General features: G+C 66.6%; 23 protein-coding genes. 16 read left to right on the top strand and 7 right to left on the bottom strand.

The features are described from left to right. Positions 1 to 15 precede the first annotated feature (15 nt). Together IB259_RS18480 and IB259_RS18475 are read left to right on the top strand one after the other, a co-directional pair. Entirely contained in the window at positions 16 to 921 is a 906-nt protein-coding gene (locus IB259_RS18480; RefSeq protein ID WP_054450309.1) for a LysR family transcriptional regulator, read from the top strand. Between the two features lie 94 nt (positions 922 to 1,015). Next, positions 1,016 to 1,465 carry a DUF6389 family protein gene (locus IB259_RS18475; RefSeq protein WP_192329847.1) on the top strand — a complete coding sequence of 150 codons (450 nt, stop codon included), beginning with the start codon at positions 1,016 to 1,018 and terminating at the stop codon, positions 1,463 to 1,465. 40 nt (positions 1,466 to 1,505) lie between these two features. On the opposite strand, the gene IB259_RS18470 is transcribed toward IB259_RS18475, so the two are convergent. The 6 genes from IB259_RS18470 to IB259_RS18445 form a co-directional block, all read right to left on the bottom strand. Continuing rightward, positions 1,506 to 1,949, bottom strand: a complete 444-nt coding sequence (locus IB259_RS18470) for a CopD family copper resistance protein (RefSeq protein WP_054450306.1) — start codon at positions 1,947 to 1,949, stop codon at positions 1,506 to 1,508. A 127-nt stretch (positions 1,950 to 2,076) separates the two neighbouring features. Then, positions 2,077 to 4,515 carry a TonB-dependent receptor gene (locus tag IB259_RS18465; RefSeq protein ID WP_192329845.1) on the bottom strand — a complete coding sequence of 813 codons (2,439 nt, stop codon included), beginning with the start codon at positions 4,513 to 4,515 and terminating at the stop codon, positions 2,077 to 2,079. A gap of 66 nt (positions 4,516 to 4,581) precedes the next feature. Then, on the bottom strand, positions 4,582 to 5,565 hold the full coding sequence (locus tag IB259_RS18460; protein ID WP_192329842.1) for a FecR domain-containing protein: 984 nt from the start codon (positions 5,563 to 5,565) through the stop codon (positions 4,582 to 4,584). Next, positions 5,562 to 6,068 (bottom strand): sigma-70 family RNA polymerase sigma factor, encoded by a 507-nt coding sequence (locus IB259_RS18455; RefSeq protein ID WP_192329840.1) that lies wholly within the window; start codon positions 6,066 to 6,068, stop codon positions 5,562 to 5,564. Before IB259_RS18455 ends, IB259_RS18460 begins: the two co-directional genes overlap by 4 nt. Positions 6,069 to 6,200: 132 nt before the next feature. Then, positions 6,201 to 6,923 (bottom strand): META and DUF4377 domain-containing protein, encoded by a 723-nt coding sequence (locus IB259_RS18450; protein ID WP_054450298.1) that lies wholly within the window; start codon positions 6,921 to 6,923, stop codon positions 6,201 to 6,203. Between the two features lie 430 nt (positions 6,924 to 7,353). Next, positions 7,354 to 8,343 (bottom strand): lysozyme inhibitor LprI family protein, encoded by a 990-nt coding sequence (locus IB259_RS18445; protein ID WP_306650121.1) that lies wholly within the window; start codon positions 8,341 to 8,343, stop codon positions 7,354 to 7,356. A gap of 132 nt (positions 8,344 to 8,475) precedes the next feature. Here IB259_RS18445 and IB259_RS18440 point away from each other — a divergent pair, with 132 nt between their 5' ends. Next, on the top strand, positions 8,476 to 9,243 hold the full coding sequence (locus tag IB259_RS18440) for an extracellular solute-binding protein (protein ID WP_119448998.1): 768 nt from the start codon (positions 8,476 to 8,478) through the stop codon (positions 9,241 to 9,243). A gap of 98 nt (positions 9,244 to 9,341) precedes the next feature. Here the strand turns inward: IB259_RS18440 and IB259_RS18435 are convergent, their stop codons facing one another. Then, on the bottom strand, positions 9,342 to 9,941 hold the full coding sequence (locus IB259_RS18435) for a nitroreductase family protein (RefSeq protein ID WP_054450292.1): 600 nt from the start codon (positions 9,939 to 9,941) through the stop codon (positions 9,342 to 9,344). 181 nt (positions 9,942 to 10,122) lie between these two features. Between IB259_RS18435 and IB259_RS18430 the strand changes: the two genes are divergently transcribed. The 13 genes from IB259_RS18430 to IB259_RS18370 all read left to right on the top strand — a co-directional run bounded on the left by IB259_RS18430 (position 10,123) and on the right by IB259_RS18370 (position 23,266). After that, positions 10,123 to 10,494 carry a tRNA-binding protein gene (locus IB259_RS18430; protein ID WP_119448997.1) on the top strand — a complete coding sequence of 124 codons (372 nt, stop codon included), beginning with the start codon at positions 10,123 to 10,125 and terminating at the stop codon, positions 10,492 to 10,494. Positions 10,495 to 10,607: 113 nt separating this feature from the next. After that, positions 10,608 to 11,744: an FAD-binding oxidoreductase gene (locus IB259_RS18425; RefSeq protein WP_054450289.1), complete on the top strand. Its 1,137-nt coding sequence runs from the start codon at positions 10,608 to 10,610 to the stop codon at positions 11,742 to 11,744. 29 nt (positions 11,745 to 11,773) lie between these two features. Beyond that, positions 11,774 to 12,190 carry a RidA family protein gene (locus IB259_RS18420; protein WP_119448995.1) on the top strand — a complete coding sequence of 139 codons (417 nt, stop codon included), beginning with the start codon at positions 11,774 to 11,776 and terminating at the stop codon, positions 12,188 to 12,190. A 127-nt stretch (positions 12,191 to 12,317) separates the two neighbouring features. Beyond that, the gene (locus tag IB259_RS18415) at positions 12,318 to 13,763 is read left to right on the top strand and encodes a M81 family metallopeptidase (RefSeq protein ID WP_192329838.1); all 1,446 of its coding nucleotides are present in this window, start codon (positions 12,318 to 12,320) and stop codon (positions 13,761 to 13,763) included. Between the two features lie 52 nt (positions 13,764 to 13,815). Continuing rightward, entirely contained in the window at positions 13,816 to 15,387 is a 1,572-nt protein-coding gene (locus tag IB259_RS18410) for an ABC transporter substrate-binding protein (RefSeq protein WP_119448993.1), read from the top strand. A gap of 52 nt (positions 15,388 to 15,439) precedes the next feature. Further along, positions 15,440 to 16,375 (top strand): ABC transporter permease, encoded by a 936-nt coding sequence (locus IB259_RS18405; protein WP_192329836.1) that lies wholly within the window; start codon positions 15,440 to 15,442, stop codon positions 16,373 to 16,375. Positions 16,376 to 16,390: 15 nt separating this feature from the next. After that, on the top strand, positions 16,391 to 17,266 hold the full coding sequence (locus tag IB259_RS18400; protein WP_054450278.1) for an ABC transporter permease: 876 nt from the start codon (positions 16,391 to 16,393) through the stop codon (positions 17,264 to 17,266). An 8-nt stretch (positions 17,267 to 17,274) separates the two neighbouring features. Beyond that, on the top strand, positions 17,275 to 18,282 hold the full coding sequence (locus IB259_RS18395) for an ABC transporter ATP-binding protein (protein ID WP_192329834.1): 1,008 nt from the start codon (positions 17,275 to 17,277) through the stop codon (positions 18,280 to 18,282). 8 nt (positions 18,283 to 18,290) lie between these two features. Then, positions 18,291 to 19,304 carry an ABC transporter ATP-binding protein gene (locus IB259_RS18390; RefSeq protein WP_054450273.1) on the top strand — a complete coding sequence of 338 codons (1,014 nt, stop codon included), beginning with the start codon at positions 18,291 to 18,293 and terminating at the stop codon, positions 19,302 to 19,304. A 12-nt stretch (positions 19,305 to 19,316) separates the two neighbouring features. Continuing rightward, entirely contained in the window at positions 19,317 to 20,771 is a 1,455-nt protein-coding gene (locus IB259_RS18385; RefSeq protein ID WP_192329832.1) for an amidohydrolase family protein, read from the top strand. 83 nt (positions 20,772 to 20,854) lie between these two features. Then, positions 20,855 to 21,487, top strand: a complete 633-nt coding sequence (locus tag IB259_RS18380) for a helix-turn-helix domain-containing protein (protein ID WP_054450270.1) — start codon at positions 20,855 to 20,857, stop codon at positions 21,485 to 21,487. 256 nt (positions 21,488 to 21,743) lie between these two features. Continuing rightward, positions 21,744 to 21,923 carry a hypothetical protein gene (locus IB259_RS18375; protein ID WP_054450268.1) on the top strand — a complete coding sequence of 60 codons (180 nt, stop codon included), beginning with the start codon at positions 21,744 to 21,746 and terminating at the stop codon, positions 21,921 to 21,923. Positions 21,924 to 22,057: 134 nt separating this feature from the next. Beyond that, entirely contained in the window at positions 22,058 to 23,266 is a 1,209-nt protein-coding gene (locus IB259_RS18370) for an NAD(P)/FAD-dependent oxidoreductase (protein ID WP_119450862.1), read from the top strand. Positions 23,267 to 23,297: the final 31 nt, after the last annotated feature.

Below are 23,297 nucleotides of genomic sequence, written 5' to 3'. Positions count from 1 at the left end.
CTCAAGGATGCCCGCATGGACTGGACCCACCGCATCCGCCTGCGCCACCTGGCCATCCTGGTGCGCCTGTGCGAAACCCGCAACCTGAGCCAGGTCGCGTCAGAACTCAACATCACACAGCCGGCGCTGTCGAAGTGGCTGAAGGACCTGGAAGCAGACATCGGCCTGACGCTGTTCGAGCGCCACGCGCGCGGCATCGAACCCACGCTGTATGGACTGGAACTGCGCACGCATGCGCGCGAGATCCTGGGCAAGCTGGGCCGCGCCCAGGACACCATGGCGCAGCTGGCCCGCGGCGCCACCGGCACGCTGGCAGTGGGCGTCACGCCCAATATCGCGCCGGTGCTGCTGCCGCCCAGCATCCGGCGCTTTCGCGAACGCTATCCACGCGTGCTGCTGCGCCTGGCCGAGAACACGCTGGACTACCTGCTGCCGCTGATGCAGGAAGGCACGTTCGACGTGCTGGTGGGACGCCTGGAACAGCACTCGCTGCCGCGCAACCTGCACTACGAAGAGTTGTACGGCGAGCCCATCTGCCTGGCCGTGGGCACGGCGCATCCGCTGGCGAACAAGCGCAAGGTGACATGGGAGGACGTACAGGAATACCCCTGGATCGCGCCCGGCGCTTCAACACCGATGCGGATACGCATCGATTACGAACTGGCGCTGGCCGGCCAGCCCGCGCCTTGGCATCAGGTGGAATCGTCGTCGGTGCTGGTCAACCTGGCGCTATTGGACGGATCGGATCTGGTACTGCCGATCTCCGAGCGGCTGGCAAAGCATTTCGCCAAGCAGCACATGATCAAGGTATTGCCGCTGGCGATGCGCAGCCGCGGGATTACAGGCATGGTGTGGCGAGACGCCGCGCTGGCCTCGGAACATGCGGCGTACTTCATGGAGTGCCTGCGGCTGGCGCGGTGACGGCGACAGGAAATGGCAGATAATCCACGGCACTCCCTGCCGCCTCTCCAGAGGTCGGCGACAAAATGCGCCAACCAGTCCTGAACGGAATGCCATGAACCGATCCGAATACGAAACCGAACTGCTGCGCATCCTGCGCGCCCACGACGCCGCGGCGCGCGCCACACTGACAGCGCTGATCGCCGCCTTGCCGCCCAAGGCGCGCGAGATCCACTTCGTGGTGTTCCCCGACCAGGACGGCGAAGGCACGTTCTCCGTAGTGGCCAGCCTGGAAGGCCCGGACCTGTTCGTGCTCAACAAGGCCATCGAAGGCCACCGCTACCTGTTCGACGTGCGCCACACGGAAGACGGCATCGAGCCCGAGGTTCCTCTGTTCGCGTCGGACGAAACTGGTTTCAACGTCCAGGACGTCATCGTCGATACGGCGATGCAATGGGTGGCGGAACTATGGGAAACGAACGGCCAGGGCCGTTCGCCGCTGCCGGCGCTGGTATATGGGGAGGAAGGCTACGGAACGCTTGAGCCGCTCGCATTGCCGGCATAGCACTGCGGCAGGGGCTCCTACGGCGCCGCGGCCTCCGCGCTCACCAGGCCACGTGGAACATCGCCTTGGCCAACACCACGATCAGCACCATGTGGCAGAACACGCTGATATGCATGCGCCGGCTCAATGCGCCAGTCAGGCGCTTGCGGCGAGCGAGCGTCAAGGCGGTCGCGACATGGACCAGCACGCTCAAGGCAAGCGCGATCTTCAGCGACAGCAGGACGCCGAAGGACGATGCAAACGGGTTGGCGAGCGCGCTGCGGTATTGCCAGGCCAGGCCCAGGCCGGCCAGGTACAGCACGACGACCGACCACGGCAGCACGGCCCGCACGCGTGGCGCCAGCTGGCTGCCCAGCGCGCGGCGCACGTCGGGCGGCAGGCGCTTGTGCACGGGTTCCAGGAACAGCACCTCGAACGTAACGGTGCCGACGAACAGGAAGGCGGCAAGCAGGTGCAGGATGAGCAGCAAGGGGTAGGTGTTCATGGCTGCGATCGGGAATGGCCATCAACGAGGATTGTCCCATCAACCCGGAAGCCGCGGACATGACAAACATCAAACCCGCCTCGCGCGAAAGCCTCCGCGCGCCCCCGCCGCCTGGCTTGCCCGGTCCTCAGAACTTGTAGCTCACCTTCATCCAGACGTTCCTGGGCGTGCCGTAGTTGTAGCCGTTGTAGCCCCCCAGACCGCTGTAGTAATACTTGTCGGTCAGGTTTTCCACGTTGACGGACGCGGACACATGCCTGTTGAAGTCATAGCGCGCCATCAGGCCAAACAGCGTGACGCCGCCCTGGCTGGCGCGCCCTAGCCCGCCGGCTTCGTCGTAGTAGATGCTGCTCTGGTAGCTGACGTTGCCGCCGATCGTAAGCTTGCTCCATTCGCCCGGCAGCCTGTAGCTGGCGGCCAGGCGGAACAGCCGCTGCGGCGTGCTCGGCAACAGCAATGCGCCTTCGGCGTCGCGCTTGGCAAAGTAGGTGTAGCCGCCCATCAGCTGCAGGCCCGGCGCCACTTCGCCGGATGCGGTCAGCTCGAAACCCTTGCTGCGCGCGCCTTTGACGGCGCGGTAGGGAGTGCTCCCGTCCGGTAGCGGCGGGCTGGACGGATCCTCCACCGCAACGTTTTCCTCCTGGGTGCGGAATATCGCGAAGCTTGTGTTCAGCTTGCCGTCCAGGTGTTCGCCCTTCAGGCCGATTTCATAGTTCTGGCCGGTTTGAGGAGGCAGCACCACGTTGCTGGCGTCGCGCGAGGTGGTGGGAATGAAGATCCGGGTGTAGCTGGCGTAGGCCGAATAATCCTTGCTCAGGTCCACGACCACGCCGGCATAAGGCGTGAAGACGCCGTTTTCCTTTGCGGTGGGGTTGTGGGTCCAGGTGTTGGCGGGGCCGTTGTAGGCCGATGAGTTTTCTTCGTACCAGGTGGTCCGCGCGCCCAGGATCAGCGACACCGGCTCGGCCACCTTCAGGCGCGCGGAACCGTAGATGGCGGTCTCCTTCGCATCCAGGAAGGTGTTGTAGAAAGTGTAGGGCATGGCGGGCCGCGGCACGTCGCGCAGCTCGTAGAGATTCACGCGCCGACGGTCCCAGCCGGCGGGATTCGCCGAGTTCAGGTTGAGTTCGCTGGTGTAGCGGTTGTAGCTCAGCCCCAGGACGGCCCGGTGCTCCCTGCCGAATGCCTGGAACGGCCCTTCGGCGTAGACGTCGAAGGACTTGTTGGTGGAGCTTGCGGGGTTGTCGCGCAATTCGATGGTGGACGCGCCGGACGGATCGACGGGCTGATACGCGAGGACGTAGCCCCAGGCGGCTTTTCTTTCGTTTTTCAGGCGGCTGGCGTCCATCTTGACGTGCCAGCCGCTGCCGAAGCGGTGGTCCAAGGTCGCGAATATCCGGTCCGTATACATGTCCCATTGGCTCCACGGCGTCACGGGATTGAAGGACCTGGGAAAGTTCGTGCGCGTGCCGTCGCTGTAGAACAGCGGCGCCTGGCCGAAGTTCGCGCCGTCGATGGCGGTCTTCTGGTGCTCGTAACCGAGGCTGACCGTGGTGCGCGGCAGGATGTCGGCCTCGAGGATGCCGTAGAAGACATCGTCGGACCGCTTCTTGTAGTCGATGAAGCTGTCGCCCGCGGTGCGGGCGGCAACCACGCGGCCGCGCAGCGTGCCGGCGCTGTTCAGCGGGCCGCCCAGATCGGCTTCGGCGTTGTAGCTGTTCCAGCGGCCGACGCCGCCGGTGACGTGTCCGGCAAACTCCGATGTGGGGCGCTTGCGCACCAGGTTCACCGAACCGCCGGGTTCGCCCACGCCGTTTAGCAGGCCTGCGGCGCCGCGCACGACTTCCACCCGGTCGTAGATGGCGGTGTTGATCATGCCCGCCTCGGCCGACGGCGTCTTGAACGACAGCGTGGGCACGCCATCGAGCATGGTGTTCAACGCAAAACCGCGCGAGGTGAATTGCACGCGCTCATCCAGCCGGTCGACGGCGATGCCGGGCGTCTGGCGCATCACCTCGTCCAGCGTGTTCAGGTTCTGGTCGTCCATCTGCTGCCGCGTGACGACGCTGATGGATTGCGGGGTTTCGCGCAGCGACAGCGGCATGCGGGTGGCGGCGCTGGTTGCCGGCACGGTATAGGAGCCTGTCCCTTCGGAGGGACCTTCGTCGCCAGCGCCGGTGACGGTCACGGCGGGCAAGGCCGTGACTTCGCCCTGCGGCAATCTGCGCAGCGTGTAGCCGCCGTCCGCGCGCCGCGCCGGTTCCAGCCCGCTGCCGGCCAGCAGCTGGCGCAGCCCTTCCTCGAAGCCATAGCTGCCGCGCAATCCCGGCGACTGGAGGTCGCGCGTCAGAGCAGGATCGAACGACAGCAGGACGCCGGCCTGGGCCGCGTAGGCCGACAGCGCCGCGCTGAGCGGTCCGGGCTCGATGGCCACGCTCATCTGCCCCGCCTGAGTCTGCGCCTGGGCGGGCGCTATCAACCCGGCCAGCGGCAACGCGAATACGCCTGCCGCGAGCAAGACAGGGAAGGAGACGCTTGCGCGCAACGGGGAAAGCTGACGGGGCATGACATGCACTCCAGATGTTGGTCTTACCCTCGTAGCCAGATAAGACGCGCAAAGTGCTAGTCGCCGTTACAAAATAGTCCCGCCGCGCGGCACCAGCGACACCCAGTAGCGGGTGCGATGGCGCAGGCCGAGTTGCAGGGTGTCCGCCACCGTGGCCAGCACCCGGTCGGGTTCGGCCAGCGGGAAGGCGCCGGAAATCGGCAGATGCGCCACTTCGGGCGCGCAATCGATCCAGCCCGTGCGGTAACGCTGAAGCTCGCGCAGGAATTCATTCAAAGGCATGCCGTCGACCTGCAGCATGCCGCGCTGCCAGGCGGCGGGGTCGCCGGTCAGCGCTTGGGCGTCATCGATATGGCCGCCGCCAAAGCGCAGGCCCATGCCGGCGGGCACGATGCGCGCCGCATCCGCCGAAGCGCCCGCTAGCGCCACGCGCACGGCGCCTTCCAGCACCTGTACCGCCGATACGCCATCGTCGCGCCTGACCACGAAGCGCGTACCCAATGCGGTGATGCTGCCTTCGCGGGTGCGCACGATGAACGGCCGGGAAACCTGTTGCGGGTCCGGCGCGGTTTCGATCAGGATTTCGCCGCCATGCAGCGCGATCAGCCGCTGCTGGGCATCGAACAGGACGTCCATGGCAGTGGCGGCATTGAGCACCACGCGGCTATGGTCCGCCAGCATCACCTCGCGCCGGGCGCCGACAGCAGTGCGGTATTGCGCCACCCAGCCGCGCCAGGCTTCATCGACCTGCGCGTAGCCGATGGCGCCTCCGGCGCCGATCAGCACCAGCAGCTTGCCCAGCGCGGCGCGGCGGGCGGACGAGCGCGGTCGCCCCAACACGGGCAGCATGCCCTTGGGCAACGCCTCAAAACGGCGCGTAAGCGCTTCGGTGCGCTGCCAGGCGCGCTCGTGTTCAGGATCGGCCTGGCGCCAGGCTTGCCACGCGTCCCGGTCCGCCTGGCTGGCGCTGCCGGAGGTCAGCCGCAAAAACCAGTCCACCGCGCCGTCCAATGCACGCGGATCGATGCGCCCTGCCTCGCCGGCGCTCATGGCGCGAACTCCAGGCACTGGCGCAGGGCGCGCGCGATGTACAGCCGCACCGAGCCGACCGACACGCCCAGCGTCTTGGCAATATCCGCGTGCGTCTGCCCTTCAAGCTGGCAAAGCAGGAAAGCGCGCCGCACCGGGACGGGCAAGCCATCCAGCATGGCGTCGATTTCACACAGGGCTTCCAGCGCCAGGGCGCGCTCCTCGGGTGACGGCGACTGCACCTGGGGCAGCTGCGCCAGCGTTTCCAGATAGGCGCGTTCGAGATCCCTGCGGCGCAGGTGATTGACCATGAGACCGTGCGCGATGGTCGCCAGATAGGAACGCGGCTCGCGGATGTCGCCCGGATCACGGCGGGCCAGCACACGCAGATAGGTGTCATGCACCAGGTCGGCGGCGTCGAAAGCGCATCCCAGTTTTTTACGCAGCCAGCCCTGCAACCAGCCTTGGTGTTCCTGGTACAGCGTATGCAGGGGGTGCCGCGGAGAGGGATCGGAGGCGGCCATGAAGACGCACGGTTATAAATGAGAATGACTACAATTTACAACATAGTACCCTGCACCGGGTGAAATGACTGCGCCCGGCCGCTGAATCCAGGGGCCGGGCGCAATGGGGAAATCCAGAGGGAAGCTGGCGTCTTACTTCTTCGACGCGTCCTGCTCCACCACCATGTCCAGCACATACACCTGCTTGGGCGCATCCGCGGGCGGGTTCTTCCAGTCGTAGCGCTTCACGCGCAGCACGGTGCGCACGCCATCCTGGTGCTGGAAGCCTTCGATGGACTGATACAGCGGATGCCACTTGTCCTGGGTAGGCTGCTGCACGCCGGCTTCGTTGTAGCGGCGCTCGCGCACCATCAGGCACTGATAATTGGGAATCAGCGGGTGGCTGCACTCCGTCTTCTTCGCGGCAACTTCCAGGAACATGATTTCGCCGGCGCTGCCGTACAGGGTCTCGGGCGTAGGTTCGCCGACGAACTTCAGGACGCTGCCGTCCTGCGCAACCAGCTCCAGTCCGGGTTCGGAAGCGTGTCCGCTGAGCGTGGCGCGCAGGTCGCCCTTCATGCGCTGGCCGATCTCGGCGTCCAGGCGCATCAGGCTCTGGTCGCAGGCCTTCATGGTCGACGCGAGGTTCGCCACCTGCAGCACGCCGTTCTTGTAGGTGTAGCCCCCGAACTGCGCATTGCAGCCGCCGCGGATGTTCAAGGCGTCCTGCGTGAACGACAGGCGCAGTTGGTGTTCGACGCCAGCCTGCAGCGCGGCTATCGGCTTGCCCGCTGCATCGGTGGCGGAAGCCAGGCGCCAGTAATAGGCGGGCAGGCTAACTTCAGGGCTGGCGGGCGTGGTGGCGGTAGTGGGCATGGAGGACGATCCTTCACGGGGAGAGGAAGTCGGAGCGCAAGCTTGCAGCAGCGCGGCGCATACGGACGCAAGGAGGATGGTTTTCTTCATGGTTCGTTTCCTGTCAGCCGGATGGCACTGATGAAAAACGGGATTCTACGTTCGCGGGATGGACGTTTTAAACACGCAGCCATCCAGTCGGTTTCAAAATCTTGCCGCAGATCCGGCCTGAAAAACACCCTCTGAGCAACGCAATCTACGGGTTTTCCCTAGGTAAACGTATAGCGCTCTTGCCTGCCAGCGGATCACCGTGAGGTTCCGCTTGACTTACAACTAAATACATAACCCTCAAAATACTGCAAGTATTGCCAATCCACCGCGAACTGCACGCAATACGCGCAAACCACCGCAATACAAGGCCGATCGCGCGCTCGCGATCGGCTCGCCAGCGTCAATTGGCAGGGTAGGCCGCGCCCGTCAGGCAAGCTCGGGCCCACTCATAGTCGTCATCGCCCACGATCTCTCCATCGATCTTGGGCAGCGGCTGGGCTGGATAGGAAAAGTCTGGCTTTTTCGGCTTCATGTTCCATTTTGTCTCGCCCGCCTTATCGGAGCATGCCTCGTCCGAGCTGCTGAACGAGCAGGATGCCGCCAACTGCGGCTTGCCGTCCACGACGTTGGCGACATAGCGCTTGGTGTAGACGCCGCCCGACGCCCAGTACTCGTCGACCGAGCAAATGCGGTCATTATTCTGGTAATGCCGCGTCGCGAAGCAGCCGTAGTAGGCATTTTCGCCTGGGAAGACGTCGCAAGAAGTCGAGTAGCCGGCGTAAGCGCCGCCGGTGAATTGCGCCTGGAACTGCTGCTGGCGGACTGCGCTGCCGATCATGTCGGGGAGCGTGGCGCCCTTGTGCGTCTCCTTGAGCTGCGCCGTGCGGCTTTGGATCAAATCGCGAGCGACGCCTGCGGCCGTCTTGCCGTCGGGAACCGAACCCGGGTCCTCGATCAGGTTCGTGAGCGCGCGGTCGCGCGCCACAATCCAGCGCTTCTGGTTGTGCGCCAGCATGGCGCGGATATCTCCGTCGGGAGCCTGTTTCAGAATCGCGGCGTAAGCCCGGTTCAACTCGGCGTCCGCCGCCACGGTCTTGCGGTCCGAGCAGATCAGCTTTTCCACGGCGCTGGCGGCTTTGGCGCAATCGATCGCATAGGCGGGCGCGGCAAGCGCGAACAGGCCGGCGACGCACAGCAGGCGGCCCACGGGGATTCCAGATTTCATGTGACGTTTCTCTTTGAGAATGCGCTGCGCAGCGTTTCGATGCTTGCAGACCGTTAAGCCATTCATCGCAAGGCGGCAGCAAGGCTGCAATTTTGCACGCGACTTTTTAACAGACTGGAAACAGAGTTCAACGCTCTGCAACGCAGCGCGGATTGCACAGTCCATTGGAATATTCCCCTTCCCCTGCTCGTCTACTCAGTGGCAAGCCGCGCAAGAGACTACGCAGCACGCCACGGATCAACCAGCCGAACGCGCCGGACGCCCGGCGTCGGTCAGCGCAGAAATGGAAGTCTTGATATGAAGTCGATCAGATCGTTTGCCTGCGGCATTGCCCTGGCTTGCACCGCCGCCGGCAGCGCCTGGGCCGCTCCAGGCCTGAACGTGTACGGCCCCGGCGGTCCCGCACCCGCGATGAAGGAAGCGGCCACTGCGTTCGGCAAGCTGCACGGCATTGACGTCAGCGTCACCGCGGGCCCCACGCCGGCCTGGGCCGACAAGGCCAAACAGGACGCCGACGTGATCTACAGCGGCGCCGAAAACATGATGAGTGGTTTCGCCTCGGCGCTGCCCGGCGTGTTCGAGCTGCGCGAGGCCCGCACGCTGTACCTGAGGCCCTCGGCCATCCTGGTGCGTCCGGGCAATCCCAAGGCAATCAAGGGCTTCAAGGATCTGCTCAAGCCCGGCATCAAGGTCATGGCCGTGTCCGGCGCGGGCCAGACGGGACTGTGGGAAGACGTGGCCGGCCGTCTTGGCGACATCGAAACCGTGCGCGCCTTCCGCGCCAACCTCGTGCTGCCGGAGGCCGGCAACAGCGCACAGGCGCGCACCCAATGGACCGAGGACAAGACCATAGACGCCTGGCTGATCTGGAACATCTGGCAGGTGTCCAACCCCGAGCTCGCCAGCATGGTCGAGGTGGAAGAGCCGTACCGCATCTATCGCGACGCGGGCGCCGTCGTGACCAGGAAAGGCAAGGGCAATGCCCAGGCGCAGGCCTTTGTCGACTTCCTGACCGCGCCCGAAGGCCGGGCGATCTTCAAGAAATGGGGCTGGAAGACGGATTGAAGTCCGCCAGAAGCCGGACGTAAAAAAGCCCGCGATTCCCTGGGAATTGCGGGCTTTCCGATGCGCTCGGACCGGGACGCGCAAGGCGTCCCGAAAACTCAGCCGGCCACGCGGAAGCGCTCGGCATCGTCCATGAACGCCTTTTCGCCGAAGCCGTTTTCGTTGGAGCCGAACGGCATCTGCGCGCGCAGCTTCCAATACGCCGGAACGTTCCATTCGCGGGCGACGGCGGCGTCGATCAGCGGGTTGTAGTGCTGCAGGCTGGCGCCCACGCCCGCGCTGGCCAGGGTGCTCCAGACCGACAACTGGGCCATGCCGCCCGCCTGCTCGGACCAGACCGGGAAGTTGTCCGCGTACAGAGCGAATTTTTCCTGCAAGCCCTGCACCACGCCCTGGTCTTCAAAGAACAGCACGGTGCCCACGCCCGCGGCGAAGCTCTTGAGCTTGGCTTCGGTCTGGGCAAAGCTCTCGGCCGGCGCGACCTTGCGCACTTCTTCGATCGCGATGTTCCAGAGCTTTTCGCTCTCGGCGCCGAACAGGATCACGGCGCGCGAACTTTGCGAATTGAACGACGAGGGGCTGTGCTTGATCGCTTCCTGGATCAGGGAGGTCAGTTCCTCCTTGGAGATCGACAGGTTGCGGCCCAGCGAGTACTGCGTGCGACGCTGCTTGAGGGCGTCCAGATAAGCGTTGCTCATGACGTTGTGGCCTTCCGACGAGTAGATAGAGGAAAATGCATGGCGAATTCTACCGACCGGCAATTGTCCCGAATACGTCCAGGAAGCCAAAAAACACCCCATTGCGCGGAACAAACTGTTCCGCCTATCGACCAAATCGGCTCTGCGCAAGGTGACGGACAGCCCAATCCAAGGACCCAACGTGCATTACACCCAAGACCCGAACACCCCCGCCGCCGCCGATATCGGCTTTGACGACTTCCTCAAGGTCGACATCCGCATCGGTACCATCCAGTCGGCGCAGGCCTTTCCCGAGGCGCGCAAACCCGCCTACAAGCTGACGATAGATTTCGGCGCCGGCGTGGGCATCCGCAAGAGTTCGGCGCAGATCACCGATCGCTACACACTGGAACAGCTGACGGGCAAGCGCGTCATGGCGGTGGTGAACTTTCCGCCGCGCCAGATCGGGCCGATGAAATCCGAAGTGCTGGTGCTGGGTTTCGCGGACGAGTCCGGCGGCATCGTGCTGGCAGTGCCGGACGATCAGGTTCCCAATGGCACCCGCCTGACCTGACCTCCCGGGCCCCGGAGTTTCCTCCATCGGGGCTTTCCCCTATTACTTGTCTGCCGTCAAAAAACTATCGTATTCGAGAATTATCAAATAAGAGAATTCTCGCTTCCGACAAAATGACAGCAGAACCCCTATTCGATTACGCCGTGATCGGCGCCGGCATCGCCGGCGCTTCCGTGGCCTACCGCCTGAGCGCCACGGCCTCGGTGGCCGTGTTGGAACGCGAGGCCCAGCCGGGCTACCACTCCACCGGCCGTTCCGCGGCCATGTTCATGGAAACCTACGGCACGGACCAGATCAAGGCGCTCACGCGCGCCAGCCGCGCCTTCTACGAAAATCCGCCGCAGGGCTTCAGCGAGCATCCGCTGCTCAGCCCGCGCGGCGTGCTGTACATCGCCACGCCCGAACAGCGGGACCTGCTGCGCCAGGTCTATGACGACTTCCGCAGCCAATCGCCCAATGTGGCGCTGATCGACGCCGAAGCGGCCGTCGAGCGCGTGCCCTGTCTGCGCGCCGACCAGATCTGCGGCGCCATCGAAGAACCGGACGCGCGCGACATCGACGTGCACGCGCTGCATCAGGGCTTTCTGCGCGGCATGTCGCGCCAGGGCGCAGTACTGCACAACAATGCCGAAGTCGTGTCGGCCGCCCATGCGGACGGCGTCTGGACGCTGACGCTGGCCGATGGCCGCAGCCTGCGTGCGCGGGCGCTGGTCAACGCCGCGGGCGCCTGGGCGGACCATACCGCGGCCCTCTGCGGGGCCTCGCCCGTCGGCCTGCAGCCGTGCCGCCGCACCGCCTTCACGTTCTCCGGCCCGCAGGACGTGGACTTTGCCCATTGGCCGGCCGTGGTCGGCGTCGACGAAAGCTATTACTTCAAGCCCGATGCCGGCCAATTGCTGGGATCGCCGGCCAACGCCGATCCGGTCGCCGCGCATGACGTGGTGCCGGAAGAACTGGACGTGGCCACCGGCATCTACCGCATCGAAAGCGCGACCTCGCTCACCATCCGCCGCCCCAAGCACACCTGGGCCGGCCTGCGCTCCTTTGTGCGCGACGGCGATTTCGTGGTCGGCTGGGATGCCGATGCGCCCGCCTTCTTCTGGCTGGCGGCCCAAGGCGGCTATGGTATCCAGACGGCCGCGGCGACTTCTGAGCTGGCTGCCGCGCTGCTCACGCGCCAGCCGCTGCCCGCCCATCTGCATGCGCACGGCGTGAATGCCGAAGCCGTGCGTCCTGCGCGATTGCGCTGAACCCACCCCCTTGCCTGCGAGAGTCCACCATGACCACCATTGCCCGCTACCCCAGCCCCCTGCCCCTGCCGTTCTCCCGCGCCACCCAGGCCGGCGGCTTCCTGTTCCTGTCGGGCCAGATCCCGATGGACGCCAACGGCCAGGTCGTGCGCGGCGACATCACCGCCCAGACCCATGCCGCCATCGAGCGCATCAAGGAAACGCTGGCCCTGGCGGGCGCCACCCTCAAGGACGTGGTGCGCGTGACGGTATGGCTGTCGGACCTGGAGCTCTTTGCGCAGTTCAACGACACCTACCGCAGCCATTTCTCGTCCGACTTCCCTTCGCGTTCGACGGTCGAGGCCAAGCTGGCCATGGGCGTGGACGTGGAAATCGAGGTGCAGGCCTGGCTGGGCGCGGCAGTCGCGCACGGCGGCTACACGCCGGGCCCCGTGTCCGAAGCCTGATCCCGCCCCGCGGGCCTGTCCGATGGTTTGACACTGCCCGGCCCTCGCGCCAGGCGGTGCGGTCTTTTCCTTGCGCTCGCGGCAACGCCTGCGCCCCCATGTGCACATCCTTACGCGGAGCGGCAGCATGAAAATCTTTTCCGGGTCCCTGGCGACCGAGACGAACACCTTCTCTCCCATCCCGACCGGGCTGTCGGCCTATCGGGCGCGCGGCTACTACCCCGCAGGCCAGCATCCGGACCGCATGCAGATGTTCTCGGGGCCGCTGTGGGCGGCGCGCCAGCGCGCGCAAGGCAAGGACTGGACCTTGATCGAAGGCCTGACCGCCGGCGCAACGCCGGCCGGCATCACCACCCGCCACGCCTACGAAACCCTGCGCGACGAACTGCTGGGCGACCTGAAGCGCGCGGGCCGCGTCGACATCGCCCTGTTCGGCCTGCACGGCGCCATGGTGGCCGACGGCTACGACGACTGCGAAGGCGACCTGCTGCGCCGCGCGCGCGAGATCGTGGGCCCCGACACCGTGATCGGCGCCGAACTGGACCCGCATTGCCACATGACGGCGGACATGGTGGAAAGCGCCGACTTCCTGGTGTGCTTCAAGGAATATCCGCACACGGACATCCTGGAACGCGCCTACGACCTGGTGGACCTGTGCGTGGCGCGCGCCGAAGGCCGCATCAAGCCAACGCGCGCCGTGTACGACTGCGAGATGATCTCCATCATGCACACCAGCCGCGAACCCATGCGCAGCTTCGTCGACCGCCTGCTCGCGATGGAAGGCAAGGAAGGCGTGCTGTCGGTGTCGATCGCGCATGGCTTCCCGTGGGGCGACACCCCCGACATGGGTTCCAAGGTGCTGGTCTATACCGACGGCGACCAGGCCCAGGCCAACGCCCTGGCGCGCGCGCTGGGCGAAGAGATCATCGGCTTTCGCGACCAGTTGGCGCCGCCCTACCCCGGCGCCGACGAAGCGCTGGACCAGGCCCTGGCGTTGAACGACTTTCCGGTGGTGCTGGCCGATTCCGCCGACAACGCGGGCGGCGGCGCACCCAGCGACGCCACCTTCATCCTGGAACGCGTGCTGGCGCGCGGCATCACCGACGTCGCGACCGGCCCCTTCTGGGATCCGGTGGCGGTGCAGCTCTGTTTCGAAGCTGGCGAAGGCGCGCGCATCCAGCTGCGCATCGGCGGCAAGGTCGCGCCGGTATCGGGACAGCCGCTGGACCTGGACTGCGAAATCGTGGCGCTCAAGCGCGACGCCATCATGACCGGGCTGGCCGGCACGCCCGCCCTGCTGGGCGACGTGGCCATCGTGCGCAGCCAGGGCGTGACCATCGCCCTGACCACCAACCGCACCCAGGCCATGGGCACCGACCTGTTCACGCAGTTCGGCGTGGACCTGCAGGCCATGAGGCTCATCATCGTGAAATCGTCGCAGCATTTCTACGCCTCGTATTCGCAGGTCGGCCGCCACGTCATCTACGTGGAAACGCCGGGCGCCATCACCACCGACTACAACGCGCTGCCTTACACCAAGCGCAAATTGCCGAAGTGGCCGTTCAAGGCCTGAGGCTCAACGATCGCCGCCCGACCAGGGCATGGGAATAACGAAGGGGATAACAATGATCAGACGTTTCAGTTTGCTGGGCGCAGCCGCCCTGCTGGCCATGGGGGCCGCCACCGGCGCGCTGGCGCAGACCAAGACCCTGCGCCTGGTGCCGCACGCGGACCTCAAGACGCTGGACCCGCTGTTCAACACGGCCTACATCACGCGCAACCACGGCTACATGGTGTTCGACACCCTGTTCTCGCAGGACAGCAAGGGCCAAGTCAAGCCGCAGATGGTGGACAGCTGGACCGTGTCCGAGGACGGCAAGAGCTGGAGCTTCACCTTGCGCCCAGGCCTGAAGTTCAATGACGGCACACCCGTCAAGGCCGAGGACTGCGTGGCGTCGATCCAGCGTTGGGCCAAGAAGGACACGCTGGGCCAGGCCATGATGGCCGCGGGCGCGGAACTCGCGGTGACCGGCGACAACAGCTTCACGCTGACGCTGAAGGAGCCTTTCGGCCTGGTGCTGGACGCCCTGTCCAAGCCTTCCGGCATGCCGCCCTTCATCATGCCCAAGCGCCTGGCCATGACGGACCCGAACACCCAGGTCACGGAAATGGTCGGCTCGGGCCCCTTCCTCTTCAAGCGCGATGAATGGGTGCCGGGCAACAAGGTCGTGTACGTGAAAAACCCGGCCTACGTGCCGCGCACGGAACCTGCCGACGGCCTGGCGGGCGGCAAGAACGTCAAGGTGGACCGCGTCGAGTGGGTCTACATTCCCGACGGCAACACGGCCACCGCCGCCCTGATGAACGGCGAAGTCGACATGATCGAACAGACCACGCCCGACTTCCTGCCCGTGCTGGAGACCAACAAGGACATCACCCTGAACACGTCCGTCGCGACGCAGGGCATGGTCATCCTCAATTCGCTGCATCCGCCCTTCGACAACCAGCTTGCCCGCCAGGCGCTCTACCACCTGGTGAACCAGAAGGAAATGCTGTCGGCCATGGGCTACCCGGAGAAATACCGCGTGGACTATTGCCCCAGCCTCTTTGTCTGCGGCTCGCCGCTGGCCAGCGACGCGGGCGCGGCGCCGTACGCCAAGACCGATCCGGCGCGCGCCAAGCAACTGCTGCAGGAAGCCGGCTACAAGGGCGAGAAAGTCGTGGTGCTGTACCCCACGGACCACCTCAGCGCGCCCGCCGTCATGGTGCTGACGCAGAACATGAAGAAGGCCGGCATCAACGTCGACCTGCAATCCATGGACTGGGCCTCCCTGGCCGGACGCCGCCTGAAGAAGGATCCGCCCGCGCAAGGCGGCTGGAACGTCTTCCTGACCTGGGGCGGCTATTACGACGCCAGCACGCCGGTGACCAATCCCTGGATGTCCGCCGCTTGCGGCAACAGCCTGCCGGGCTGGCCCTGCGACAAGGAACTGGACGCGCTGCGCACCAGCTGGATCCGCGAAACGGACCCGGCCAAGCGCAAGGACATCGCCGCGCAGATGCAGGCGCGCGCCTACCAGAGCGTGCCGTATGTCATGTGGGGGGAATTCAAGCCCGTGTCCGCGTTCCGCGGCTTGCAGCACACCGAACTGCTGAAGACCGGCATCCCGGTGATGTGGAACATCGAGAAGCCGTAAGGCGGGCGCCGGGCGCCATGTGCGCCCGGCCACAAGCCGGGGGAAAACCAGCGTGAAATACGTACTGCGCCGCATCGCGGCCGTCATTCCTGTCATGGCCGTGGTCGCGGTCGTGGTGTTCCTGCTGATCCACCTGTCGCCGGGCGATCCCGCGGCGGTGATCGCGGGCGACAACGCCACCGCCGACGACGTGGAGAAGATCCGCCAGAACCTGGGGCTGGACAAACCATTGCTGCAGCAGTTCGGCATCTGGGTCAGCCACATCGCCACTGGTGATCTGGGCACGTCGATGTCGACACAGATGCCGGTCTCGCAGCTGATCGGCCAGCGCATGGGGCCGACGCTGTCCATCGCCATTTTCACCATGCTGTTCGCGGTGATCGCGGCGATTCCGCTGGGCGTGCTGGCGGCCTGGCACGCGGGCCGCTGGCTCGACCGGCTGGTCATGATAGGCGCGGTCTGCGCATTCTCGGTGCCGGTGTTCCTGATCGGCTACAGCCTGGTCTACGGCTTTTCGATCAAGCTGGGCTGGCTGCCGGTGCAGGGCTACAAGCCCCTGGCCGACGGCGTGGTGCCCTACCTGCGCCATCTGGTGCTGCCCTGCCTGTCGCTGGGCCTGGTCTACATGGCGCTGCTCACGCGCATGACGCGCGCCACCATGCTGGAAGCCCTGTCCGAAGACTACATCCGCACCGCCCGCGCCAAGGGCCTGGCGGCCGGCCCCATCGTCTGGCATGCGCTGAAGAACGCCGCCAATCCCATCGTCACCACCATCGGCGTGGGCGTGGCCCTGCTGATCGGCGGCGTCGTGGTCACGGAAACCGTATTCGCGATTCCCGGCCTGGGCCGCCTGACCATCGACGCCGTGCTGCGCCACGACTATCCCGTGATCCAGGGCGTGCTGCTGGTGGCCTCCGGCATCTATGTCCTGATCAACCTGCTGGTCGACCTGAGCTACCGGCTCTTCGATCCGCGCATCCGCTATTGAACGGGGACTCTACGCATGACGACCACTACCCTGTCCCTGCCCGCGCGCCGGCCGCGCCATCGCCGCGTGCTGCGCTCGCTGCGCCGCCATCCCATGCTTTACATCGGCGGCGCCATTCTGCTGGCGCTGGCCGCGATTGCGCTGGCCGCGCCCTGGCTGGCCACCGTCGATCCGCAGGACATCAATCCGCTGGCGCGCATGAAGCCGCCATCGTCCGAACACTTCTTCGGCACCGACGCGCTGGGCCGCGACGTCTATTCGCGCACCGTCTGGGGCGCCCGCGTCTCGCTGGTGGTCGGCATCGTGGTGGCGGTGGTCTCCACCGTCGCCGGCGTGGCCCTGGGCATGGCCGCGGGCTACTTCCGGCGCATCGACGCCTTCATCATGCGCATCATGGACGGCCTGATGGCCATTCCGGGCGTGCTGCTGGCCATCGCCCTGATGGCCACGCTGAAGGGCGGCCTGGGCACCGTGATCATCGCCATCGTCATCCCCGAGGTGCCGCGCGTGGTGCGGCTGGTGCGGGCGCTGGTGCTGACGATACGCGAGCAGCCCTATATCGAGGCCGCCATTTCGTCCGGCACGCGCGTGCCCGCGATCCTGCTGCGCCACATCCTGCCCAACCTGTTCGCCCCGCTGATGGTGCAGGCCACCTTCATCGCGGCGTCCGCCATCCTGACCGAGGCCGTGCTGAGCTTCCTGGGCGTGGGCATACCGCCGCAGATCCCCAGCTGGGGCAACATCATGGCCGAAGGCCGCAACTTCGTGGCCGTGGCTTTCCACATCATCCTGTATCCGGGCTTGTTCCTGGGCGTGGCCGTCCTGGCCGTCAATCTGGTGGGCGACGGACTGCGCGACATGCTCGATCCCCGTCTGGCGAAAAAGCTGTAGGAGCGCCCATGCAAACCCAACCCGTCTTGCGCGTGCACGACCTCACCACCTGTTTCGATGGCGATGAAACCACAGTGCTTGCCGTGGACCGCCTGTCCTTCGATCTGATGCCCGGCGAAACCCTGGGCCTGGTCGGCGAATCCGGCTGCGGCAAGAGCGTCACGTCCCTGTCCATCATGCGCCTGTTGCGCGCCCCCGGGCGAGTGGCCGGCGGCAGCATCGAGTTCGACGGCCAGGATCTGCTGGCGCTGCCAGAAAAGGCCATGCGCGCGATCCGCGGCAACCAGATCTCGATGATCTTCCAGGAACCCATGACCTCGCTGAACCCGGTGTTCACGGTGGGCCGGCAGATCAGCGAATCGTTGATGCTGCACCAGGGCCTGTCGCGGCGCGAGGCCATGGCGCAGGCCGAATCGCTGCTGGAGCTGGTGCAGATCTCCGACCCGGCGCGCCGGGTGCGCGAGTATCCCTACCAGCTGTCGGGCGGCATGCGCCAACGCGCCATGATCGCCATGGCGCTGGCCTGCCAGCCCAAGGTCCTGATCGCCGACGAGCCCACCACCGCGCTGGACGTCACCATCCAGGCACAGATCCTGCACCTGCTGCGGGAAATCCAGCAGCGGCTGGGCACCTCCATCGTGCTGATCACCCATGACCTGGGCGTGGTCGCGCAGATGTGCCAGCGCGTCATCGTGATGTACGCCGGGCGCAAGGTCGAGGAAGGCAGCGTCGACGACATCCTGGATCGCGCCCAGCACCCCTACACCCAGGCGCTGATCCGCTCGTTGCCGGACTTCGCCGACGGCCAGGACCATACGGCGCGGCTGGCCGAGCTGCCTGGCATCGTGCCGGTGATGACGCCCGAGTCGCGCGGCTGCGCCTTCGCGGCGCGCTGCCCGGAGGCGCAACCGCGCTGTTCCGAGCAGGCGCCTCCCGCCGCCGATGCCGGCAGCCGCCACCGCGTCTGGTGCTGGGCCCGCGCGGCCGAATCCGCCCCCGCCGCCCTGACCGCCTGAGGCCCGCCATGAATCTGCACGACATCCCCCTTGCGAGCGCCGTGTCCGCGCCCGCCGCCGACGCCCCGCCCATGCTGGAAGTCGTCGGCCTGAAGAAACACTACCCCGTGGACAGCGGCAGCGGCGCCAAGGTGCTGCGCGCGGTCGACGGCGTTTCCCTGTCGGTGCCGCGCGGCCAGACGCTGAGCCTCGTGGGCGAATCCGGCTGCGGCAAATCGACCACCGGCAAATGCCTGATCCGCCTGACCGATCCCACCGAAGGTCGCATCCTGCTGGAAGGCCGCGACCTGGCCGCCATGAACAGCCGCGAGCTGCGCGCCATGCGCCAGCGCATGCAGTTCATCTTCCAGGATCCGTTCTCGTCGATGAACCCGCGCATGCGGGTGCGCGACATCATCGGCGAGCCGCTGCGCGCCTTCGGCCACAGCCGCGCGGCCATCCGCGACCGAGTCGCGCAGTTGCTGGCCCGCGTCAGCCTGCGCCCGGACGCCGCCGACCGCTATCCCCACGAGTTCTCCGGCGGCCAGCGCCAGCGCATCGTGATCGCCCGCGCGCTGGCGCTGGACCCGGGCCTGATCGTTTGCGATGAACCGGTGTCGGCGCTGGACGTGTCGGTGCAGGCGCAGGTCATCAACCTGTTGATGGACCTACAGCGCGACCTGGGGCTGACCTATGTCTTCATTTCGCACGACCTGAGCGTGGTGCGCCACATCAGCCATCGCGTCGCCGTGATGTACCTGGGCAAGATCGTCGAGACCGGCACCCGCGAGGCCATCTTCGAACGGCCCGCCCATCCCTATACCCGCGCCCTGCTGGCCGCCGTCCCTTCGGCCCGACAGGGCGAGCGCAAGCCCGTGGAAGTGCTCAAGGGCGAGATTCCCAGCCCGCTGTCGCCGCCCTCGGGCTGCGCCTTCCGCACCCGTTGCCCGATGGCGCAGCCGCGTTGCGCCGAGGAAGCGCCGCAGCCGCGCCAGATCGCCCCCGAACAGCAGGTCGCCTGCCACTTCGCCACCCCCGTTTAGCCGGAGATACGCATGTCCCAGACCGACGCCAACCCGTTCGACTACATCCTTGCCGGCGGCACCGTCATCGACGGCACCAACTCGCCGGGCCGGCTGGCCGATGTCGGCGTGCGCGGCGACCGCATCGCCGCCGTCGGCGACCTGAGCGCCAGCAGTGCCCGGCGGCGCATCGACGTGGCCGGCAAAGTGGTGTCGCCGGGTTTCATCGATTCGCACACGCACGACGACAACTATCTGCTCAAGCACCGCGACATGACGCCCAAGATCTCGCAAGGCGTCACCACCGTGGTCACCGGCAACTGCGGCATCAGCCTGGCGCCGTTGGCGCACGCCAACCCGCCCGCGCCGCTGGACCTGCTGGACGAAGGCGGCTCGTTCCGCTTCGAGCGCTTCTCCGACTACCTGGAGGCCCTGCGCGCCGCGCCGCCCGCGGTCAACGCCGCCTGCATGGTGGGCCATTCCACCCTGCGCGCTGCCGTCATGCCCGATCTGAAGCGCGAAGCCACGGCCGAGGAAATCCAGGCCATGCGGGCGCTGGCCGACGACGCGCTCGCCAGCGGCGCCATCGGCATTTCCACCGGCGCGTTCTATCCGCCCGCGGCCCATGCCAGCACCGAGGAAATCATCGCGGTGTGCCGCCCGCTGGGCACGCATGGCGGCGTCTACGCCACCCACATGCGCGACGAAGGCGAACATATCGTGGCGGCACTGGAAGAGACCTTCCGCATCGGCCGCGAACTGGACGTGCCGGTGGTGATCTCGCACCACAAGGTCATGGGCAAGCCCAACTTCGGCCGCTCCAAGGAAACGCTGGCGCTGATCGAGGCCGCCATGGCCAGCCAGGACGTGTCGCTGGACGCCTATCCCTACGTGGCCGGCTCCACCATGCTCAAGCAGGACCGCGTGCTGCTGGCTGGCCGCACGCTCATCACCTGGTGCAAGCCCTTTCCCGAACTGAGCGGGCGCGACCTGGAGGAAATCGCCGCCGAGCGCGGCAAGTCCAAGTACGACGTGGTGCCGGAGCTGCAGCCCGCAGGCGCCATCTACTTCATGATGGACGAGCCCGACGTGCAGCGCATCCTGGCGTTCGGCCCCACCATGATCGGCTCCGACGGCCTGCCCCACGACGAGCGTCCGCACCCGCGACTGTGGGGCACCTTCCCACGCGTGCTGGGCCATTACTCACGCGACCTGGGCCTGTTCCCGCTGGAAACCGCGGTCTGGAAGATGACCGGCCTGACCGCCGCCAAGTTCGGCCTGGCCGAACGCGGCCAGGTGCAGCCCGGCTACTACGCCGACCTGGTGGTCTTCGACCCCGCCACCGTGGCCGACTCGGCCACCTTCGATCGTCCCACCGAGCGCGCCGCGGGCATCCACTCGGTGTACGTCAACGGCGCGCCCGTCTGGGAAGGCCAGGCCTTCACCGGCCAGCACGCGGGCCGCGTCCTCAACCGGGCGGGTGCCTGATCCCGGCCAGCCCTTACAATCCGGCATACGCAGCGGGGCTTGCGGGCCCTGCCCCAACCACCTCCTACCTGCCAGATCGCTACATGGCCCTACCCGGCACTACATCCCCGCCCGAGATCGTCGGCAAGGAAGAAATGGGCGCTCGCCTGCGGGCCGAGCGCAAGGCGCGCAAGATGACCCTGCAGGCGCTGTCCCGCGCCAGCGGCATCGCAGTCTCGACGCTGTCCAAGGCAGAGCTGGGGCAGATTGCCCTCAGCTACGAGAAGTTCGCCGCGCTGGCCGGCGCGCTCGGCATAGACATGACCCGCATGTTCATGCTGCCGGACGCCTCGCAGGCCGCCGTCGCCCCCACCTTCGTCAAGAACAAGCTCAGCGACGCCCGCGACTACGTCACCGAGAACTACCACTACCGCCTGCTCATGGGCGAATACCCCGGCAAGAAGATGACGCCCATGCTGGCGCTCATCGACTCGCGCAAGGTGGTGGAGTTCGAGGACTACATCCGGCACCCGGGCCAGGAATTCGCGCTGGTGCTGTCGGGCAAGGTCCGCATCCAGTTCGAAAATGGCGACAGCGTCGTGCTGGGCAAGCTGGAGACCGCCTACTTCGACAGCAGCATCGGCCACGTGTACCTGTCGATGAGCAGGAAGCCCGCCGAAGTGCTGGCAGTGTGCAGCGACGTGGGCGAAGTGCCGTCGCGGCTGAAGGCGCCCTGAGGCGGCAGCCACGCCAAGGGCGCGGCCGACCGGAACGCCTGTGCGCCGGCCTGCCCGTTCCCTGCCGGGCGGCCGCGCGCAGCACTGGCATATGGCTGTCATACTCGCGGGCGATACTGGCGTCCGGATATCCGCCAGCCCCCGATCCCGGGCGCGCGCCGGATATTCATATAAAAGGTATTTCGTTGGCCGCCGCCCCTGGCCGCCTTACGATACCTGGCATCGACAGGGCCTGACGCCCGCAGGAATGCTCCACATGCAACGCTTGATATCCCCGATACTTACCCGCCGCCCGGTGCTGCTGGCCGGCCCGCTCAGCGCGCGCCGCTACGACGCCGTGGTTTCCCTCCACGCCCACCGCGAAGCGCGCAGGCTGCGCGAATCCGCGCAGCGCATCCTGGCCGTTTCCGCCCGCTACATGCTGCCGGGCGCCTGAGCCCGCCCCCAATCGCTGCGACCCGATCTCGTTCGGACGCGCAGTGCCCACTTTCATGCACTTCCTCCAGCTGCCACCTGCGGTAGCATTGCCGATTCGGCCCGAGACCGGGCCAGGCAGAACAGGAGTCATGCATGCAGAAGGTGGTAATCGTCGGCGGCGGCCACGCGGCGGCGCAATTGTGCGCCAGCCTGATAGAAGGCGGCTTTCCCGGCAGCCTGACGCTGGTGTGCGAAGAGGCCTCGCTGCCCTACCACCGCCCGCCGCTCTCCAAGACCTACATCAAGGATCCGGAAGCCCCGATCCAGCTGCTGCGCGCCGAGGCGGTCTACGCCGACGCCGGCGTGCAGGTGCTGCTGGCCGATCCCGCGGTCGGCATAGACCGCGACGCGCGCCGCTTGACGCTGGCTTCGGGCAAACAGCTGGACTATGACGCGCTGGTGCTGGCCACCGGCACGCGCGCGCGGCGCCTGCCGGACGTCCCTGATGAACTCCAGAACCTGATCTACCTGCGCAACGCCGACGATGCCGCGCGCCTGCGCGCCGCGATCGCCGACGCGCCTTCGGTCACGGTCGTGGGCGGCGGTTTCATCGGCCTGGAAATCGCGGCCACGGCCGGCGCCCTGGGACGCCCGGTCACCGTCTTCGAATCCGCGCCGCGCCTGCTGGCGCGCTCCGTGTCGCCCGAAGCCTCGGACCACGTCGCCCGCGTGCTGCACGAGTCCGGCGTCGACCTGCGCCTGTCCTCCGACCTGCAACACATCCGGACCGAGAACGGCCGCGTGCGCAGCGTAGTCGTCAACGACGTGGAGCATCCGGTAGACCTGCTGGTCGCCGGCATCGGCGCCGTGCCCGAGATCACGCTGGCGCAGGCTGCGGGCCTGGACTGCCTGAACGGCATCGTGGTGGACGGGCTGATGCAAACCTCGGCGCCCGGCATCTACGCCATCGGCGACTGCACCTCGTTTCCGTATGCGCGCTGGGGCAAGACCCTGCGCCTGGAGTCGGTGCAGAACGCCAACGACCAGGCCCGCACCCTGGCCGGCGTGCTGCTCGGCACCAAGACGCCGTATCACGCCCTGCCCTGGTTCTGGTCCGACCAGGGCGCCTTGCGCCTGCAGATCGCCGGCCTGGCGCCGCCGGACACCGAGCGCGTCCTGCGCCCGGGCGCCAAGCCCGGCAGCTTCTCGATCCTGCACTTTGCCGACGGCCATCTGGTCTGCGTCGAATCGATCAACGCCCCAATGGACCACCTGGCGGCGCGCAAGCTGCTGGAGCTGGGGCTGAACCCGCCCCGCGACGTGCTGGCCGACCCGGCCGTGCCACTGAAAAGCCACTACTGAGGCGGATGGAGAAAGTCCGCGCCGGCGCGCC

Origin of the sequence: Achromobacter sp. ACM04, assembly GCF_014851465.1 — a bacterium.
Lineage (GTDB): Bacteria > Pseudomonadota > Gammaproteobacteria > Burkholderiales > Burkholderiaceae_B > Achromobacter > Achromobacter aegrifaciens.
Note: the sequence above shows the minus strand (reverse complement) of the source record. Positions and strands in the feature narration are given on the sequence as shown.

Excerpts from the sequence above, each read along its gene's own strand:
- IB259_RS18425 (WP_054450289.1), top strand. The coding sequence starts at position 10,608 with ATGACAGCAGAACCCCTATTCGATTACGCCGTGATCGGCGCCGGCATC.
- IB259_RS18395 (WP_192329834.1), top strand. The coding sequence starts at position 17,275 with ATGCAAACCCAACCCGTCTTGCGCGTGCACGACCTCACCACCTGTTTC.
- IB259_RS18445 (WP_306650121.1), bottom strand. The coding sequence starts at position 8,343 with ATGGACTGTGCAATCCGCGCTGCGTTGCAGAGCGTTGAACTCTGTTTC.
- IB259_RS18415 (WP_192329838.1), top strand. The coding sequence starts at position 12,318 with ATGAAAATCTTTTCCGGGTCCCTGGCGACCGAGACGAACACCTTCTCT.
- IB259_RS18375 (WP_054450268.1), top strand. The coding sequence starts at position 21,744 with ATGCAACGCTTGATATCCCCGATACTTACCCGCCGCCCGGTGCTGCTG.
- IB259_RS18480 (WP_054450309.1), top strand. The coding sequence starts at position 16 with ATGGACTGGACCCACCGCATCCGCCTGCGCCACCTGGCCATCCTGGTG.
- IB259_RS18440 (WP_119448998.1), top strand. The coding sequence starts at position 8,476 with ATGAAGTCGATCAGATCGTTTGCCTGCGGCATTGCCCTGGCTTGCACC.
- IB259_RS18380 (WP_054450270.1), top strand. The coding sequence starts at position 20,855 with ATGGCCCTACCCGGCACTACATCCCCGCCCGAGATCGTCGGCAAGGAA.
- IB259_RS18465 (WP_192329845.1), bottom strand. The coding sequence starts at position 4,515 with ATGCCCCGTCAGCTTTCCCCGTTGCGCGCAAGCGTCTCCTTCCCTGTC.
- IB259_RS18455 (WP_192329840.1), bottom strand. The coding sequence starts at position 6,068 with ATGGCCGCCTCCGATCCCTCTCCGCGGCACCCCCTGCATACGCTGTAC.
- IB259_RS18410 (WP_119448993.1), top strand. The coding sequence starts at position 13,816 with ATGATCAGACGTTTCAGTTTGCTGGGCGCAGCCGCCCTGCTGGCCATG.
- IB259_RS18385 (WP_192329832.1), top strand. The coding sequence starts at position 19,317 with ATGTCCCAGACCGACGCCAACCCGTTCGACTACATCCTTGCCGGCGGC.
- IB259_RS18370 (WP_119450862.1), top strand. The coding sequence starts at position 22,058 with ATGCAGAAGGTGGTAATCGTCGGCGGCGGCCACGCGGCGGCGCAATTG.
- IB259_RS18450 (WP_054450298.1), bottom strand. The coding sequence starts at position 6,923 with ATGCCCACTACCGCCACCACGCCCGCCAGCCCTGAAGTTAGCCTGCCC.
- IB259_RS18390 (WP_054450273.1), top strand. The coding sequence starts at position 18,291 with ATGAATCTGCACGACATCCCCCTTGCGAGCGCCGTGTCCGCGCCCGCC.
- IB259_RS18435 (WP_054450292.1), bottom strand. The coding sequence starts at position 9,941 with ATGAGCAACGCTTATCTGGACGCCCTCAAGCAGCGTCGCACGCAGTAC.
- IB259_RS18470 (WP_054450306.1), bottom strand. The coding sequence starts at position 1,949 with ATGAACACCTACCCCTTGCTGCTCATCCTGCACCTGCTTGCCGCCTTC.
- IB259_RS18475 (WP_192329847.1), top strand. The coding sequence starts at position 1,016 with ATGAACCGATCCGAATACGAAACCGAACTGCTGCGCATCCTGCGCGCC.
- IB259_RS18420 (WP_119448995.1), top strand. The coding sequence starts at position 11,774 with ATGACCACCATTGCCCGCTACCCCAGCCCCCTGCCCCTGCCGTTCTCC.
- IB259_RS18460 (WP_192329842.1), bottom strand. The coding sequence starts at position 5,565 with ATGAGCGCCGGCGAGGCAGGGCGCATCGATCCGCGTGCATTGGACGGC.
- IB259_RS18400 (WP_054450278.1), top strand. The coding sequence starts at position 16,391 with ATGACGACCACTACCCTGTCCCTGCCCGCGCGCCGGCCGCGCCATCGC.